Source organism: Nonomuraea sediminis (assembly GCF_018531495.1).
Taxonomy (GTDB): domain Bacteria; phylum Actinomycetota; class Actinomycetes; order Streptosporangiales; family Streptosporangiaceae; genus Nonomuraea; species Nonomuraea sediminis.
On sequence record NZ_JAHDTI010000006.1, the window covers coordinates 243,728 to 260,049 of the forward strand.

A 16,322-nucleotide genomic window follows, 5' to 3' on the forward strand; every position below is an offset into this window, starting at 1 on the left:
TTACGGATCCAGCGGGGTAGGCTTGGCCGGTGCGAGGACTCCTGCTCAGGCTGTCGACGCTGGACGCCGACGCGGAGAGCGCCGTGCGGGTGATCGCGTACTTCGACTCGCTGGTGCGGGACCACGTCACCGTCCCCTCCCTGCTCATGGCCACCGCCCGGCTCGCCCAGTGCCCCGTCGGGCTGCACGACGCCGCGACGGGCCGGACGTACCGGGCCGACCTCACGGTGGAGACCGTCGCCGCGCCACCCGAGGGGACGCGGCTGGTCTGGATGGAACGCGACGGCGAGCCGCACGGGCTCGACGAGATCGTGCTGGAGCGCTTCGCCGTGGCCGCCGAGGTGACGCTCGAGCGTGCGACGGCACAGGACCCCGCGCTGGTCGAGCTGGCGCTGTCGGCCGACATCGGCGAGGCGGAGCGCACCAGGGCGCTGCGGCTGCTCGGGTTCGGCCCGGCGATGCCGGTGCAGGCGCTGGCCGTCTCGGGCGAGGTGGCGGGCATCCGCGCGCTCGGCGGGCACGTGCGCGTGGCCCGCGTCGGCGCGGTGGACGCGGTCCTGACCTCGCCCGCGGTGCAGGCGCTGCCCGACGGCGCGCGCGTCGGGATCGGACCCGAGCTGCCCGGCCTGCGGGTCGCCGAGTCCTGGGCGGGCGCGCGGACCGCGCTGCGCTTCACGGGTCCGCACGACCGGGTGGTGCGCTGGAGCGAGCTGGGCGCGCTCGCGCTCTTCGCCGACCTGCCTCCGGCCGCGATCGAGGAACTGCCCGACGTGCGGGCCGCCAGGAGGCTGGGCGAGGAGGCGCTGACGGCGGTGCGGGCGCTGTGCGTGGCGGGCTCGATCCGCGCCGCCGCCACCACCGTCCACCTGCACCACAGCTCGATGGCCGCGCGCATCGCCCGCGCGGAGTCGGTGCTCGGCTTCTCGCTCGCCGACTCCGCCGGGAGCCTGCGCGCCCACCTCGCCCTGGCCCTGGTACGGCTCAGCGCAACAGAGCCCGCCTGAGCGAGGCCACCCTGGCCGCCTGGGCCCGCGCCCCGATCTCGGTGTTCGGGATCATCATGTCGAAGCCGTGGAAGGCCCCCGGATAGAGGTGGAACTCGGTCGACACCCCGGCCTGGGCCAGCCGCAGCACGTAGTCGATGCACTCGTCGCGGAAGACCTCGAGCTCGCCCACGTCCACGAACGCCTGCGGCAGCCCCGACAGGTCCGTCGCCCGCGCCGGCGCCGCGTAAGGCGGGACGTCGTCCGTGCCGGCCCTGTCACCGAGCAGCGCCCTCCACCCGAGCAGGTTCGCCTCCCTGTTCCACACCACGGCCTCGGTGAACTCGTGGCTGGACGGGGTGATGTTGCGGTCGTCCAGCATCGGGCACATCAGCAGCTGCAGCACCAGCGCGGGTCCGCCCCTGTCACGGGCGAGCAGCGCGGTGGCCGCGGCCAGTCCTCCGCCGGCGCTCGCCCCGCCCAGGGCCAGCCGCGACGGGTCGATGCCCAGCTCGGCGGCGTTCTTGGCGGTCCACACCAGGCCCGCGTAGCAGTCCTCGACCGGCGCGGGGTGCGGGTGCTCGGGCGCCAGGCGGTACTCGACGGACACGGCCACGATGCCCAGCTGCTCGACGATCGGGACCAGGTGGGCGTCGTCGATCTCGGGCGTGCCCACGATCATGCCGCCGCCGTGGATCCAGTACAGGGCGGGCCGCGCCGTGCCGGACGGCTCGGCGGGACGGTAGATCCGCAGCCGGATGTCGGGCTCGCCCTCGGGACCCGGGACCTGCCTGTCCTCGATCGACACCGTGGTCTCCGGCAGCGGGGTGGCCGCGATCACGGCGTTGAACTCGGCCCGCCGTTCGGCGATGTTGTCCAGGGTCAGCTCGTACTCGGGCAGGTGCAGCTGCTCGAGCCCGGCGCGCAGCTCGGGGTCGAGGTTCGGATGAGTGGCCATGACCTGATCGTGCGAGACGGGCCGCGACCCGCACAACCGCCATCCGGCTGCGATGACCCGCTCCTGACCCGCCATCTGGCCAAGCGCTTGTTACGATCACGGCATGCTGCTCCAGGACAAGGTCGCCGTCATCACCGGAGCGGGGCCCGGGCTCGGCCGTACGCTGGCCGGGCTCATGGCCGCCGAAGGAGCTCGCGTCGTCGGGGTGGCCAGGACGCCGCGGGAGCTCCCCGGCGCGGTCACGATGAGCGCGGACGTCACCGTGCCCGCCGACATGCAGACCGTCGCCGAGGCGGTCCTCGACCGCTACGGGCGGGTGGACGTGCTGGTCAACGCCGCATTCCCGGGCACACACCGCAGGAACGTGCTGGACATGTCCCCCGCGGACCTGGCTTCGTGGCGCGAGGCCGTCGACATCGGCGCCTTCGGCACGCTCGTCGCCTGCCGGTACCTCGCGCCCGTGATGGTCGCCCAGGGTTCCGGCGCGATCGTCAACGTCACCTCGATGTCCTCGCGCAAGGGCTACGCGGGCCGGTCAGACTTCGCGGTCGGCAAGGCCGGCGCCCACCTGCTGTCCCACTGCCTGGCCGACGAACTCGGGCCCTCAGGCGTCCGGGTCAACTGCGTGGCGCCCGGCTGGATCGCCAGCGAGGTGCTCGACGACTGGATGCGCACCCGGGCGGCGGCCGAGGGCGTCACGTTCGACGACATCCTCGACCGCGACGTGCGCGCCATGGCGCTGCGCCGCATCGCCACCGAGGAGGACGTCGCCCGCGCCGTCATCTTCCTGGCCTCCGACCACGCCAGGGCCATCACCGGCGCCACCCTCGACGTCAACTCCGGTCACCTGTTCACCTAGCCCCGGCGTGGCCCTCTGGCGAGAGGCAGCGCCGGGTGCTTGGCTGGGATCATGTGTCACTCCGATGACAGCCGTCCGCCCGCACCGCCCGTCGTGGGCGAGGTCGCCTCGCACGGCCCGCTCGAGCTGACAGCCGCCGACGGCAACCGCCTCATGGCCTACCGCGCCGATCCCGCCTCGCCCAACGGGCGCTCGATCGTGCTCCTGCCGGACGTGCGCGGCCTCCACCCGTTCTACCGGGACCTGGCCGTCCGCTTCGCCGAGGCCGGCTTCCCGACCGTCGCGATCGACTACTTCGGCCGTACGGCGGGCCTGGGCGAGCGGCCATCGGACTTCGACTTCATGTCCCACGTCAGGCGCCTGACCTCCGACCACGTCCGAGCCGACGCCGCGGCCGCCACCGCCGAGCTGTCCGGCCCCGTGTTCACCGTCGGCTTCTGCATGGGCGGCGGCCAGTCGCTCCGCCAGGCCATCGAGGGCAACGGGCTCGCGGGCGGGATCGGCTTCTACCCGGTGATCCGCGTCATCGGCCACGTGCCCGACACACCCGGCTCGCCCGTCCTCCTCCTCCGCGCCGGCGCCGACACGGCCACCAGCCCCGAGGAATACGACACCTTCACCGCCGCCCTGGACCGCGCCGGAACCCCCAACGAGACGCACGTCTACGAAGGCGCCCCCCACAGCTTCTTCGACCGCACCTACGCCCAGTGGGCAGCGGCCTGCCAGGACGCCTGGCAACGCATCCTCACCTTCACCGAACACCACGCCTGACCGCATCATCGCCGGGTCTACAAGAAGCCGAACGAAGCCCCTGCACCCTTACGGCGGGAACCCGCCACCCCTCCCACGGCGCCGGGCCGGCGAGAAGGTGTACGGCCAAGCCCGGCGCCCGAGTACGGCGAGCCACCGGAACCGCGGCACCCGGCTCACGAAGCGCCGTAACGACGAGCAAGCATCCCCGACTCGCCAGAAGCGCCGGACACGGGCCCTCAGCCGAAGTACGGCGGGCGGTCGGTGCCGGAGGCCTGCCGTACAAGAGCCAAATCACCCGAGGTAGGCGACACGAACAGGCGTAAGTCACCCCAGATAGGCGGCACGAACGGACGGATCGGCGCGCACCTCGCCCGGCGCCCCGGCGGCGATGACCCGCCCGAGATCGAGCACCACCAGCCGGTCGCAAACCCCCATGACAAACCCCATATCGTGCTCCACCAGCAGAATCGTGGTGGACAACCCCCGCAGGATCTCCCCCAACCGCCCCGTCTGCTCAGCGTCCAGCCCGGACGTGGGCTCATCGAGCAGCAACACCCGAGGCCGATCGACCAGCGCCCGAGCGAGCTCCACCAGCCGCCGCTGCCCCACCGGCAGCGAGTCAGCGTACGCATCGCCCAACCCGCCGAGCCCGCACAGTTCCAGGACCTCCGCGACGCGTTCCCGCCGCTCGCCCTCGAGCCGCCGCCGCCCCGGCCACCCCGCCAGATCCGCGACCATCCCACCGCCCCCGCCATGCCAGTCAAGCGCGGCGAGCACGTTGTCCCGCACGCTCAGCCCCCCGAACACCTGCGTCCGCTGAAACGTCCGCCGCACCCCACCCCGCGCCCGCCGCAACGCCGACCACCCGGTCACATCGGCCCCCGCCACGCGCACCTGCCCGGTATTCGGCCGCCGCAACCCCGACACCACATCGAACAACGTCGTCTTCCCGGCCCCGTTGGGCCCGATCACCCCGCACACCTCCCCCCGCGGCACCTCAAACGACACCCCCTCCAACGCCCGCACCCCACCAAACGCCACCGAAACCCCCTCAACCCCCAACATCACTCGCTCCCGCCCATCTCCACCACCAACATCACCCCACCACGCACCAAAAGCCCCACCCCACCCCGCACAGCCACCATCACACCCCCACCAACCTCAACCCCCGCCCCGCCCAGCACCCCCGCACCGCGCCTGCCGAACACCCCCACCTCCCGCCCAGCCAACGCGACCACCCCCCGACCAGCAGGAACCTCCGAATCGGAGACCCCAGGCATCCCTACCTCCTCACCAACCAGCACCACCGCCCCCCGATCACTCACCGGACACCCCCACACCCCAACAAGCACAACCCACCGCACCCCGAGGACCAGCCACCTCCACGCCCCGAGCCGCGCCGCCCACCACATCCCGAGCAGTTAGCACCGCCGCCCCCAAGCACCCACACCCACTTACCGCCCGAGCACCAGACACCTCCGCGCCCCGGACCACGCAGCCCGCCGCATCCCCACCAGTCAGCACCGCCACCCCCAAGCACCCACACCCCACTCACCAGACCCCGCCACACCTCGAGGGCCAACCGCCTCCGTGCCGCCGGGGCACGCAGCCCGCCGCGTCCCCACCAGCCAACGCCACCGACTCCCGAGCACCCGCTCACCGGGCACTCGCGCTTCCCGGGGAGCAGGCGCTGACGGATCCCGGGTCGTGGGCATCGACGCGTCCTCGTCGGTGGCGGTGCCCCGTCACGGTCATCGGCCTTGGCCGCCACATCCCGAGCAGGAGGCGTCGCGGGACCCCGGGAATCGCGGGTCGCTGAATAGCGAGAGGTCGGTGGGGCGGGGCTCATAACACCCCCAGATAGGCAGCGGTGAGGCGGTCGGGGTCGACGTCCTGGCGAGGACCGCACCACGTGACCCGCCCCAACCGCATGAACGCCACCCGATCCGCGATCGCCAGCGCCTCCGTGGCCTTCTCCTCGACCAGCAGCAACGCCACCCCGAGCGCCCGCAACTCGGCGAACACCTCGAACACCTGCCCCGTCACCAACGGCGCCAGCCCCAACGACGGCTCATCCGCGATCAGCACCCGCGGCGGCCGCACAAGCGCGGGCGCCAGCGTCAGAAGCTGCTGCTCACCGCCCGACAACGCCCCGGCCAGGACGGTACGGCGAGCCGCCAGCTGAGGCATCCGCTCATACACCGCCGCCGGATCCGGCAGCCAGGTACGCAGATTCTCTTCCACGCTCAGCCCCGGAAAGACGCCCCGCCCCTCAGGCGCGAGCAGAATCCCCGCCCGGGCCCTCCGATGCGCCGGCCACCCCGTGACATCCCGCCCATCAAGCGTGACGCTCCCCGCCCAGGCGGCCAGATCCCCCGCCGCCACAGCACAGGCAGTCGACTTCCCAGCCCCGTTGGCCCCCAACAACGCCACAACCTCCCCCGCCCGCACCTCCAGATCAACCCCCCGCAACACGTTCACGTCCCCATATCCCGCCACTACCCCCGCCATCCGAAACACCCCGACCCCACCATCCACCCCAACACCCGACGCCTCTGAGCCCGGCACCTCTGTACGTGGAGAAGCCGACACCGGCGTACCAGCCAGCACCCTGCCACCCTGGCGAGGCACACCTGGTGCGCTGCTCACCGCACCAGAGCGCCGAGCATCACCATCGTCATCACCCGCCGTACCTGGGCGCCGAGCATCGCCACCGTCCCTGCCCACCGACCCGGCGCCTGGGCGACCCGGCCGGGATGTCGCGCCCGGCGCGTCGGCGCCTAGCGCTCCAAAACCCGGTGCGTCCGTGCCAGGCGCTCGGGTGCTAGGTGCTCCGGTGCTGGGTACGGCGCTCGCCGTACCTGGGCGCCGAGCATCACCGCCGTCCCTACCCGCCCACCCGGCGCCTGGGCGACCCGGTTGAGGTGGGGCGGCCGGTGCGGCGGCGCCTAGCGCTCCGGAACGCGATGCCTCGGTACCGGACGCTCCGCTGCTCGGCACTCCGGTGCCGGGCGCTTCGGTGCCGGGTGCTTCGGTGCCGGGTGCTTCGGTGCCGGGTGCTTCGGTGCCGGGTGCTTCGGTGGTGGGGGTTGGTGGGGTGGGGGGTGGGAGGAGGCCTTGGGGGTGGTGGGCGAGGAGGATGCCGCCTGTGCCGAAGAGGATGGCGCCTATGTGGGAGGAGATGTGCCAGGTGGCCAGGAGTTCGGGGATCGCGACGGCTATCAGGCCGCCCAGGAGGGCGCCGGGGATGCGGCGGACGCCTTGGAGGACGACGATGGCCAGCCAGACGAAGCCTGAGAAGGCCGGTAGGTCGGTGGCTGTGATGGAGCCCTTGGAGATGGCGAAGAGGACGCCGCCGAGGCCGGCGATGGCCGAGGCCAGGGCGAAGAGGGTGATCTTGGTGCGGACGGTGGAGAGGCCGGAGGTGATGGCGGCGGCGGGTGCCGATCTGACGGCGAGGATGGCGCGGCCGGAGGCCGAGCGGGTGAGGTTGCGGACCAGGAGGGCCACCACGCCGATGAGGGCGAGCAGGAGGAGTACCTGGACCCGGGGCGAGGAGGTGTCCGCGAAACCGAGGCCGAGGGCGGGTAGTTGCCAGCCGATGGTCCCGTTGCTGAAGGCGTCCACCTGGAAGAGCACCTGGTCCGCCAGGAGGGCCAGGGCGAGCGTGGCCAGGGTCAGGACCCGGCCGCCGAGCCGCAACGCCGGGAGTGCGACGAGTACGCCGACCAGGGTGGCCGCCAGCACGCCGAGCAGGATCGCGGCGAAGAACGGCAGGCCGGAGGCGAACGCCCAGCCGCAGGTGAGCGCCGCCATGGCGGCGAAGGAGGCCTGGGCCAGGTTCACCATGCCGCCGATCCCGGTGACCACCACGAAGGAGCAGAAGATCAGGGCGAGTACGAGCCCCTGTGCCGCCACGCCCACGTAGTACGTGGGCCCAAGCAGCGCGAAAGCCACCAGCACGGCAACCAGACCGGCCCACGGCAACCGGGACCGGACGACCATGACCCGCCCCGCATTCCTGGGCGAACCGCCAGGAACCGCAGGACCCGGCACCCGACCGACGTCGACAGCCCCCACCTCCGAGCGAGCTCCCACCACCCCGCCGACGCCAGCGATCACCGGGACATGGAACGCCTCGCCGACGCCACCAGCCGCAGGGGCGCGGGACAGCTCGCCTTCGTCACCAATCGCAGGGCGCATGGGCGGCTGGCCAACGGTGCCAGACGACTCTCCGACATCCGCAGGGGCGCGGGACGACTCGCCAACAGCCGCAGGGGCGCGGGACGACTCGCCGACATCCGCAGGGGTGTGGGGCGAATCGTCGACGTCGGCTGGGGTGTGGGGTGGCTTGGCGGTGTTGGCAATCGTGGGAGGCGCGGGGAGGGTAGGGGCCGGGCTGGGTGGGGTGTCGAGGTCGGTGGATGAGGTGCCGGCGACGCGTTCGCGGGAGCGGTTGAACAGCAGGAGGCCGGCGAAGAGCAGGATGACGGGCACGGCGGTCCGCAGGCCGGTGATCTCCGACAGGAAGTCGGTGTACCCGGCGACCAGGTTCTGCACCACCCCGAGCCCCAGCCCGGCGGCGAAGGTCACCGGGATCGACCGCAGCCGCCCGAACACCGAGGCCGTGGCGGAGGCGAACAGCAGCACCGTGTACGCCGTGGCATCCAGCCCCAGGACGGGCACGGCCAGTACCCCGGCGAGCCCGGCCAGCAGGGACCCGAGCATCCACGCCACGGCGGAGGTCGCATCGGCGTCGATCCCGCGTAACCGGGCCAGCCGAGGCCGGTCCACGCAGGCCCGCATCCGCAGGCCGTACGGAGTGTGCCGGATGAACAGCCACAGGAAGCCGGCGGCCACGGCCGAGAAGCCGAAGGTGATCAGCTGGTCGGAGTCGAGCAGCCCGACGGGGATCGCGGGGTGCGGCCCGATGCCGCGCGGCAGGGCGGTGGCGTCCGCGCCGGGCAGGTCGAGGACGTCGACGGCGAGCAGCCCGAGGGCGGGCAGCGCGATGGTCAGGCCGATCGTGGCGACGATCTGGGCGGTCTCGCCCGCGACCGCGAGCCTGCGGAACATGGACAGGTGCAGCAGGTAGCCGAGCCCGGGCGCGAAGACCCCGACCGCGACCAGCGCCGCCAGCCACGCGGGCAGCACGAAGGTGAGCTGGTAGAACAGCAGCGCGGTCAGGAAGCCGATCGCGCCGTGGGCGAAGTTGAGTACTCCGGTCGCGGCGTAGGACAGGGTCAGGCCCGCGCCCATGATGGCGAAGACGCCGCCGGTGACCAGCCCGCTGAGGATGTAGCCGAGGATCATTTCAGCGGCACGTTGTCGAAGCACTTCATGTTCTTGGCCACCTGGAACGCCCCGTTGACCAGCTTGACCAGCGCGCCGCAGCCGTTGGGCTCGCTGTGGTCCCTGGGGTAGTCGACCTTGCCGAAGCCGGCGTTCTGGTAGCTGTAGGAGCCGTTGCCCACGGACAGGAACTTCTCCCTGGTCAGGTCCTTGCCCGCCTTCTTCAGCATGTCGAGGAAGATGTCGGCCGACCAGTAGCCGATCGCCATGTGCTGGGTGAGCTGGGCGCCGGGCGCGACCTTCTCGACGTCCTTCCTGAACTGGGCGATCTCCGGCGCGGACGACTCGAAGGGTTCGAACATGGGGGCGGCGATCACGCCCTCGAGCGCCTGTGCGCTGGCCGGGTCCTTGAGGATGGCGGGGTCGTAGCTGGTGGCGTCGGTGAGCGCGCCCCGGTATCCGGCCTTCTTCAGTGCCGAGTAGAGGCCGACGTTGAACTTCGTGCCCGCGATGATCGAGACGACGATGTCGGGCGCCTTGCCGCCGTTCGAGGTCATGATCTTGTTGACGTACGGCAGCCAGTCGGGCGGCGGTGCGGCCGCGGGCAGCCCGGAGTCGAGGCCGACGAGCTGGAACCCGGCCGCCTGGAACGACTGCGAGATCGTGGTCCCGCCGTACTTGCTGCCGCTGGAGTCGGTGGTCTGCACGTACACGGTCTTGCCCGCGGCCCCGCCGAGCAGGTCGGCCATCTGCCTGCCCCACCAGGTCTGGGATCCGGCGCCCGGCTTGGGCGCCAGGCAGCCGTTGTAGCCGAAGCCGGTCCTGGTGCCGCACCACTGCGGCCCCGTCGCCCAGCCGAACCAGGGCACGCCCTGCTGCTCGAGGAAGGCGGCGCCGCCGAAGTTGGGCGCGTGCACGGGCACGAGCGCGAAGACCTGGTCCTTCTGCACGAGCTTCTTGGCGGCCGCGTCGCCCTTGGCGGCGTCCTGGTTGTCGTCCTCCGCCCCGATGAACTCGATCTTCCGCCCGTTCACGCCGCCTTCGGTGTTGGCCCGCTCGAACCTGGCCTTCGCCCCGATCTCGGCGTCCTTGGTGGAGTAGCCGCTCGCGCTGGTCTTGGTCAGGACTCCGCCCACCTTGACCGTCGTGTCCGTCACGCCCTGCGTGCCGGCTTCCGAGCTGCCCTTCTGCTGTGCTGCGCACCCGGCGAGCAGCACGAGCGCCGCTGCCGCACACAGTCCTCGCCGCATTCGACCCTCCACTGATTTTGGCCTAGCGCTCGCTTGGTTTTGTGTGAGCGTAGATTTCGCCGGAAAACGCGTCAAGGGAGGTAGCCAAGCAATCGCTTGCCCGGATAGCGTGATCGGCATGCTGATGCGTGCCGCCCTGCTGACCGGCTTCCACGCACCGATGGAGATCCGCGAGGTGGAGATCGCCGACCCGGGTCCCGGCGAGGTGCGCGTCCAGATCAAGGCGTCCGGCGTGTGCGGGTCGGACCTCAAGGCGGTGGACGGCAAGAGCCCGGTCGTGTCCCGCCTGCCGTTCATCCTGGGACACGAGAGCGCCGGGATCGTCGAGAGCGTCGGCGAGGGCGTGACGGCGGTCAAACCGGGCGATCACGTGATCATCTCGATGAGCGGGCCGTGCGGGAAGTGCCGCCAGTGCGGCGCGGGCCGCTTCCACCTGTGCTCGGGACCCGCCAGGATCACCGCGATCATGGGCGGCGAGCCACGCGTCTCCACCGGCGATCAGGAAGTACGGCGATTCATCGGGATCGGCTCCTTCGCCGAGTACGCCGTGGTCCGCGAGTCCACCTGCGTGAAGATCGCCAAGGACGCGCCGTTCGACGCGATGTGCCTGCTGGCCTGCGGGGTCATCACCGGCGTCGGCGCGGTCATGAACGTCGCCCGCGTCACCCCCGGCTCCAGCGTGCTCGTGGTCGGCTGCGGCGGCGTCGGCCTCAACGTCATCCAGGGCGCCGTGCTCGCGGGGGCGACCACGATCATCGCCGCCGACGTGGCCGAGCAGAAGCTCAAGCTGGCCGAGCGCTTCGGCGCCACCGCCTCACTGCTGGTCGAGGACCTGCCGCGCCAGGTGGGCGAGCTGGTCAGGGGCGGCGTGGAGTACGCCTTCGACGTGACGGGCGTGCCGGGCGTGCTGGCTCAGGCCTTCGCCGCCACCCAGCCGGGCGGCACCACAGTCATGGTCGGCAGCCCGCCGCACGGGCAGCCGGCCGAGATCGACCCGGCGCTGCTGTTCTCCTCGCGCCGCCTGATGGGCACCCAGGGCGGCGACGCGGCCCCGCACCGCGACCTGCCCATGCTCGCCGAGCAGTACCTGCGCGGCCGCCTCGACCTGAACGGCCTGATCACCGAACGCCTCCCCCTGGACCAGGTCGACCAGGCCATGACCCACGTCCGCGACGGCGCGGTCGCCCGCAGCGTCATCGTCTTCCCCTGAGACACGCTTGTACGGCGCGCCTCCTAGGCCTCCTCAGCCAGGGACCTGTCGATGCCGTGGTGGTCCAGCAAGAGATCACCGGGTCATTCCGCCGTTGGCTCCCGTATCGCGTCGGCGACGGTCTCGGGGCGCTCGACCGGGACGAAGTGGCCGCAGTCCGGGATGAAGGTCAGGTGGGCGTCGGAGAAGAACTCGGCGATCCGGTCGCTCCACTCGACGGGGAAGAGCGGGTCGTGCTCGGGCCACAGCACGGCCGTCGGCGTCGCGATGCGCTCCTGGGGTACCTGCTCGGCCAGCGACGCGGCCACGGCCCCGCCGCCCGCCCGGTACCAGGCGATGGACGCCGTGAACGCGCCCGGCGCCGAGTAGTCGGTGACCAGGCGTTCCAGGCGGTCGTCGTCGATCGTGAACGACGGCCCCGACCAGTGCGTCCAGAAGTGGAGCAGGTACTCGCGGACCGCGCAGGGATTGCCGTCGATCAGCCGCTCGGCCAGCGGCAGCTGGTGGAAGGCCTGGTACCAGAACTCCTTGTGCGCGTGCAGGATCCGCTCCCCTATGCCGGGCAGCGGCGGACTCAGCACCAGCCTCGCCACGAGCTCGGGCCGCTGCCTGGCCACGGCCTGGGCGATGCGGCTGCCGATGTCGTAGCCGGCCAGGACGGCCCGCCGTACGCCCAGCTCGTCGAGCAGGCCGAGGACGGTGCGGGCCTGGCCGGGCGCGTCGTACTCGCCGGGGCCCTTGACCGAGGCGCCGAAGCCGCGCAGGTCGGGCACCACCACGTCGAAGGAGTCGTCGAGCAGCGGCACCACCCGGTCGTAGTCGCCGCGGCCGCCCGGCCAGCCGTGCAGCAGCACGACCGTCTCCCCTGTTCCCGTCCGGGAGTAGGCGATGCCCGCCTCGCTGTGCCTCACGGGCACCATTCTGGCCGACGATCTACCGGCCACCGGGTTTGACCACGCACGTCGACCCCCGGAAACCACCGTGAACCGGGTGAGTATCGTGAAAGACACGGAAAGGACCGGGAGGACCATGTGGAGCTCCGCCTCGTCCTACTGGGCGGTTTCCGCCTGCTCGCCGGGGACGACCAGATCGCCGTTGGCAGCGGCACCGAACGCCTGCTCGCCTTCCTCGGCCTGGACAGCCGGCCCGTCTCCCGCCACCTGATGGCCGCCATGCTCTGGCCCGACGCCCCCGAGCGCCGGGCGCACGCCAGCCTGCGCTCGGCGTTGGTGCGCCTGGACGGCAACGGCAAGCGGCTCCTGCACATCGGGACGAGCGAGATCCGGCTGGCCCCGGGCACGGACGTCGACTTCCGCCGCGCCCGGGACCTGGCCCAGCGCATCCTCGACCCGGCGGCGCCCGTCGATGCGGACGACCTCGGCGCGCGCGCCGTCGATCTGCTCTCCCACGACCTGCTGCCCGGCTGGTACGACGACTGGGTGCTGGCGCCCGCCGCCGAGTGGCGCCAGCTGCGGCTGCACGCGCTGGAGGCCCTGTCGGCGCTCTTCCTCGAGTCGGGGCGGCACGCCGACGCGGTCGCCGCGGCGTGCGTGGCCGTGGGCGCCGACCCGCTGCGGGAGAGCGCCTGCGCCGCCCTCATCCGGGCGCACCTGGCCGAGGGCAACCAGGCCGAGGCCCTGCGCCGCTTCGAGCTGTACGAGCGGGGCCTGCGCCACGAGCTCGGCCTGCGCCCGACGAGCCGCATCAGGCAGCTCATCGCCGATCTGCATCCCCGGTGACGCCGCCGTCACGCCCGCATCACGCCGGAGTGACAGGGCCGTCGTCATGCTGGCAGGTGAAGGCCGGGGGCCTCCCCCGGCACGGGAAGGAAGGGGTCAGAGATGCGCGCCACACTGGTAGCGGGTTCGGCGCTTCTCACCGCCCTCGCGTTCGGGGCCACGGCGGCACCCGTCTGGGCCAACCCCACGAGCTCGGCCACGAGGACGGTCGCCGCCGTGCACGCGCCGTCGCCGCAGAAGAAGGCGCCGTCGCCGCAGAAGAAGGCGCCGTCGCCGCAGAAGAAGCAGTACAGGAAGGGCTTCGGCCAGGGATTCGTCGAGGGCAGGAGCGACTGCAAGGGCAAGAAGCCCTTCGACCCGCCCTCGTCAGGGAGCTCGCCGTTCCAGAAGGGGTTCCACGACGGTTACGTCTCCGGATTCGAAAGCTGCAAGTAGGCCAGGGGGCGCGGCTCCGGCTCGGCCTCCTCTTCGTGTCCCTCGACTGACAGGTTGGGCAGCAGACGATCCAACCAGCGGGGGCACCACCAGTTGAGGCGGCCGAGCAGGACCATCGTGGCGGGCACGAGGAAGCCGCGGATGATCGTGGCGTCCACCGCGATCGCCACGGCCAGGCCCACGCCGAACGTCTTGACCATCGGGTCGGGATAGGCGATGAACGCGACGAAGACGGCGACCATGATGAGCGCCGCCGACGTGATCACCCGGCCGGTCGACCCGAGGCCCTCCGCCACCGCGCGGCGGTTGTCGCCATGGCTCAGGTACGCCTGCCGTACGGAGGTCAGCAGGAACACCTCGTAGTCCATGGACAACCCGAACAGCACCGCGAAGAGCATGAGCGGGACGTAGCTCTCGATCGGCACCGTGAAGAACAGGGTCTGCACGTACGAGGCGTCCGCCGGCGGGTCCATCCCGACGAGACGGCTGCCCAGGCCGATCGAGAACACCAGCGCGAGGGCTCCGAAGGCGGCGCCGAGGGAGACCAGGTTCATCAGCGCGGCCTTCACCGCCACCACCGGCGCGCGGAAGGCGAACAGCAGCAGGAGGGCGCTGAGCAGCACCACCACGCCGATGACCAGCGGCGTCCGCTCCGACATGCGGTCGCCGGCGTCGGCGAGCGCGGCGACCTTGCCGCCCACGTGGATCCGTGGCGACAGCGCGCGGATGTCACGCACGACGGCGGCGGAGCGCGGGTCGCTCGGGGCGTAGGAGGGGACCGCCTGGAGAAGCACCGACCGCCCGGAGGTGTTGAGCTTCGCGGGCGTCACGTGTGCCACACCAGAAATATCCGCGATATCGCGAGAGAGCCCGGTCACCAGCGGATCCGATACCGACTCCACCTTCGACGGCAGCTCGGCGACCACGACCATCGGCCCGTTGGCCCCCGGTCCGAACCCGACCGACATGAGCTCGTAGGCCCGACGCCCCTGCGAGTCCGCCGCGCCGTACCCGTCGTCGAGCGGCCCGAGCTTGAGCGCCAGGGCCGGGGCCGCGAGCGCGGTCAGCACCAGCACGCTGGCCGCCAGCACCCGCCAGGGCCTGCGCGCCACCCACGCGCCGAGCCCGCCCCACCCGCCGGATTCCGGACGCCTGCCCAGGAAGGGCACCTTCAGCGCGTTGACCCGGTGCCCGAGCAGCCCGAGCAGCGCGGGCACCAGCGTCACCGAGGTGAGCACCGCGCAGACCACGGAGATGCCGGTGATCCACCCCAGCGTGCGCAGCAGCGGGAACCCGCCGAGCATCAGCGCGCTCAGCGCGATGATGACGGTGCCGCCGGCGAACACGACCGCCCCGCCCGAACTGGCCACGGTACGGCGGACCGACTCGTACACGGGCACGCCGGTGGCCAGCAGTTTCCGGTGCCGCGACAGCAGGAACAGCGCGTAGTCGATGCCCACCCCGAGCCCGATCATCGTGGCCATGATGCCCGCCTGCTTGGGCACGTCCACGACGTGGCCGAGCAGCCCGATCACGCCCAGTCCCGCGGCGACGCTGACCAGCGCGGTGAAGATCGGCACCAGCGCCGCGACCAGCGTTCCGAACGCGAACACCAGCACCAGCAGCGCGCACGTCACGCCGATGATCTCGCTGGGCCCCGTCTTGATCTCCTTGTCGGCCGGGGTCGAGCTGTCGGCCGCCACGACCTCCATCCCGACGCTCCGCGCCGGGTCGGCGGCCCTGGACACGGCCTGCGTGGTCTCGGCGAGCTTGGCGGGGTCGTGTCCCTGCAGGCGCACGGTGATCAGGCCGATGCGCAGGTTGGAGGAGATGCCGCCGTAGCGGAAGGGCGTGTCGACCTGCACGACGTGCGGCAGCCGGTGGATCGCCACGATGGCCGCGTCCACGGCCTGCTTCCTGCGCTCGGCGATCAGCGGCCCCTTGTCGGAGTAGACCACGAGCTGCACGGTCCCGCCCGTGGCGTAACCGGGTCCGAAGCCCTGGCGCATCAGGTCGTGCGCGCGCTGGGCGTCGGTGCCCGGGATCGTCACGTCGTTGCTCACCGGACGGCCGGCGGCCAGGCTCCCGCCCATCAACCCGGCGGCCGCGACCACCCACACCACCAGCACGATCCAGCCGTGCCGCGCACACCATCCACCGAGCCGCCCAAGTAAACCGGTCATTTCTACCCCCGTCCTGTACGCCCGTACAGGACTACGATAAGGCCGGAATACCCGGCAAGAAATGAGACGATGACCACACTCGACGATGCGCAGGACACCCGCAGCCGCATCCTCGCCGCCGCCCGGGAGCTGTTCGCAGAACGCGGCTACGCCGCCACCTCGCTGGCCGACATCGCCACGGCGGTCGGGCTGACCAAGACGGCCGTCGCCTACCACTTCCACCCGAAGGACCGGCTCGCGGCCGAACTGATCGCGCCCGCGGCCGACGACATCTTCACGCTGCTCGGCACCGACTTCCCCGACCGCCGGGCGCTGGTGGAAGGGCTGGCCGAGTTCGTGGTGCGCCACCGGGCCGTGCTCCGGCTGCTCATGGAGGACCTGGGCGGCGCCGACGAGGCCCCGCCCGGCTCACCGGGCGAGGCGATCCGGACCTTCCGCGACGTCATCTTCGCCAAGCTGGTCGGCACCGACCCCGATCCCGAGACCCGCATCCGCGGCTGGGCCGTGCTCGGCGCCCTGCAGTGGGGCGTGGTGCAGACCATGGATCTGCCCGCGGAGACGGTGAAAGCCGCCCTGGTGCGTTCGGCTCTGGCCATATAGGGCCGCCACAAGATCCGGCCCGCCACCTTGGCGGATCGCCACCCCGTTCCGCGAGGCGGC

13 protein-coding genes are annotated in these 16,322 nt (G+C 71.9%); 7 read left to right on the top strand and 6 right to left on the bottom strand.

What is annotated here, in order from left to right:
* The first annotated feature begins 29 nt into the window (after positions 1–29).
* Positions 30–1,004, top strand: a complete 975-nt coding sequence (locus KIK09_RS60150) for a helix-turn-helix domain-containing protein (RefSeq protein ID WP_214322385.1) — start codon at positions 30–32, stop codon at positions 1,002–1,004.
* Here the strand turns inward: KIK09_RS60150 and KIK09_RS28165 are convergent.
* Entirely contained in the window at positions 982–1,941 is a 960-nt protein-coding gene (locus KIK09_RS28165) for an alpha/beta hydrolase (RefSeq protein WP_214322386.1), read from the bottom strand. The genes KIK09_RS60150 and KIK09_RS28165 overlap by 23 nt on opposite strands.
* A gap of 103 nt (positions 1,942–2,044) precedes the next feature.
* Between KIK09_RS28165 and KIK09_RS28170 the strand changes: the two genes are divergently transcribed.
* Positions 2,045–2,800, top strand: a complete 756-nt coding sequence (locus tag KIK09_RS28170; protein ID WP_214322387.1) for an SDR family oxidoreductase — start codon at positions 2,045–2,047, stop codon at positions 2,798–2,800.
* A gap of 51 nt (positions 2,801–2,851) precedes the next feature.
* Positions 2,852–3,571: a dienelactone hydrolase family protein gene (locus KIK09_RS28175; protein ID WP_214322388.1), complete on the top strand. Its 720-nt coding sequence runs from the start codon at positions 2,852–2,854 to the stop codon at positions 3,569–3,571.
* A 306-nt stretch (positions 3,572–3,877) separates the two neighbouring features.
* Here the strand turns inward: KIK09_RS28175 and KIK09_RS28180 are convergent, their stop codons facing one another.
* The 3 genes from KIK09_RS28180 to KIK09_RS28200 all read right to left on the bottom strand — a co-directional run bounded on the left by KIK09_RS28180 (position 3,878) and on the right by KIK09_RS28200 (position 10,095).
* Positions 3,878–4,618 (bottom strand): ABC transporter ATP-binding protein, encoded by a 741-nt coding sequence (locus KIK09_RS28180; protein ID WP_214322389.1) that lies wholly within the window; start codon positions 4,616–4,618, stop codon positions 3,878–3,880.
* 780 nt (positions 4,619–5,398) lie between these two features.
* A complete protein-coding gene (locus KIK09_RS58025) occupies positions 5,399–8,866 on the bottom strand; it encodes an ABC transporter permease subunit (protein ID WP_275956301.1) in 3,468 nt (1,155 codons plus the stop codon).
* Positions 8,863–10,095: an ABC transporter substrate-binding protein gene (locus tag KIK09_RS28200; RefSeq protein WP_214322390.1), complete on the bottom strand. Its 1,233-nt coding sequence runs from the start codon at positions 10,093–10,095 to the stop codon at positions 8,863–8,865. Before KIK09_RS28200 ends, KIK09_RS58025 begins: the two co-directional genes overlap by 4 nt.
* 118 nt (positions 10,096–10,213) lie before the next feature.
* On the opposite strand from KIK09_RS28200, the gene KIK09_RS28205 reads away from it, so the two are divergent.
* Positions 10,214–11,305 carry an alcohol dehydrogenase catalytic domain-containing protein gene (locus tag KIK09_RS28205; protein ID WP_214322391.1) on the top strand — a complete coding sequence of 364 codons (1,092 nt, stop codon included), beginning with the start codon at positions 10,214–10,216 and terminating at the stop codon, positions 11,303–11,305.
* 83 nt (positions 11,306–11,388) lie between these two features.
* Here the strand turns inward: KIK09_RS28205 and KIK09_RS28210 are convergent, their stop codons facing one another.
* A complete protein-coding gene (locus tag KIK09_RS28210) occupies positions 11,389–12,216 on the bottom strand; it encodes an alpha/beta fold hydrolase (protein ID WP_214322392.1) in 828 nt (275 codons plus the stop codon).
* A gap of 120 nt (positions 12,217–12,336) precedes the next feature.
* Here KIK09_RS28210 and KIK09_RS28215 point away from each other — a divergent pair, with 120 nt between their 5' ends.
* Both KIK09_RS28215 and KIK09_RS28220 read left to right on the top strand, forming a co-directional pair.
* Positions 12,337–13,044, top strand: a complete 708-nt coding sequence (locus tag KIK09_RS28215) for an AfsR/SARP family transcriptional regulator (protein WP_214322393.1) — start codon at positions 12,337–12,339, stop codon at positions 13,042–13,044.
* Positions 13,045–13,146: 102 nt separating this feature from the next.
* Complete coding sequence (locus KIK09_RS28220; protein WP_214322394.1) at positions 13,147–13,479, top strand: hypothetical protein; 333 nt, start codon at positions 13,147–13,149, stop codon at positions 13,477–13,479.
* On the opposite strand, the gene KIK09_RS28225 is transcribed toward KIK09_RS28220, so the two are convergent.
* Positions 13,449–15,662 (bottom strand): MMPL family transporter, encoded by a 2,214-nt coding sequence (locus KIK09_RS28225; protein WP_214322395.1) that lies wholly within the window; start codon positions 15,660–15,662, stop codon positions 13,449–13,451. The two genes, KIK09_RS28220 and KIK09_RS28225, sit on opposite strands and share 31 nt — an antisense overlap.
* A 69-nt stretch (positions 15,663–15,731) precedes the next feature.
* Here KIK09_RS28225 and KIK09_RS28230 point away from each other — a divergent pair, with 69 nt between their 5' ends.
* Complete coding sequence (locus tag KIK09_RS28230) at positions 15,732–16,262, top strand: TetR/AcrR family transcriptional regulator (RefSeq protein ID WP_214322396.1); 531 nt, start codon at positions 15,732–15,734, stop codon at positions 16,260–16,262.
* The last annotated feature ends 60 nt before the right edge of the window (positions 16,263–16,322 follow it).

Coding starts and splice junctions, on each gene's coding strand:
- KIK09_RS28165 (WP_214322386.1), bottom strand. CDS start 1,941: ATGGCCACTCATCCGAACCTCGACCCCGAGCTGCGCGCCGGGCTCGAG.
- KIK09_RS28170 (WP_214322387.1), top strand. CDS start 2,045: ATGCTGCTCCAGGACAAGGTCGCCGTCATCACCGGAGCGGGGCCCGGG.
- KIK09_RS28175 (WP_214322388.1), top strand. CDS start 2,852: ATGTGTCACTCCGATGACAGCCGTCCGCCCGCACCGCCCGTCGTGGGC.
- KIK09_RS28180 (WP_214322389.1), bottom strand. CDS start 4,618: ATGTTGGGGGTTGAGGGGGTTTCGGTGGCGTTTGGTGGGGTGCGGGCG.
- KIK09_RS58025 (WP_275956301.1), bottom strand. CDS start 8,866: ATGATCCTCGGCTACATCCTCAGCGGGCTGGTCACCGGCGGCGTCTTC.
- KIK09_RS28200 (WP_214322390.1), bottom strand. CDS start 10,095: ATGCGGCGAGGACTGTGTGCGGCAGCGGCGCTCGTGCTGCTCGCCGGG.
- KIK09_RS28205 (WP_214322391.1), top strand. CDS start 10,214: ATGCTGATGCGTGCCGCCCTGCTGACCGGCTTCCACGCACCGATGGAG.
- KIK09_RS28220 (WP_214322394.1), top strand. CDS start 13,147: ATGCGCGCCACACTGGTAGCGGGTTCGGCGCTTCTCACCGCCCTCGCG.
- KIK09_RS28225 (WP_214322395.1), bottom strand. CDS start 15,662: ATGACCGGTTTACTTGGGCGGCTCGGTGGATGGTGTGCGCGGCACGGC.
- KIK09_RS28230 (WP_214322396.1), top strand. CDS start 15,732: ATGACCACACTCGACGATGCGCAGGACACCCGCAGCCGCATCCTCGCC.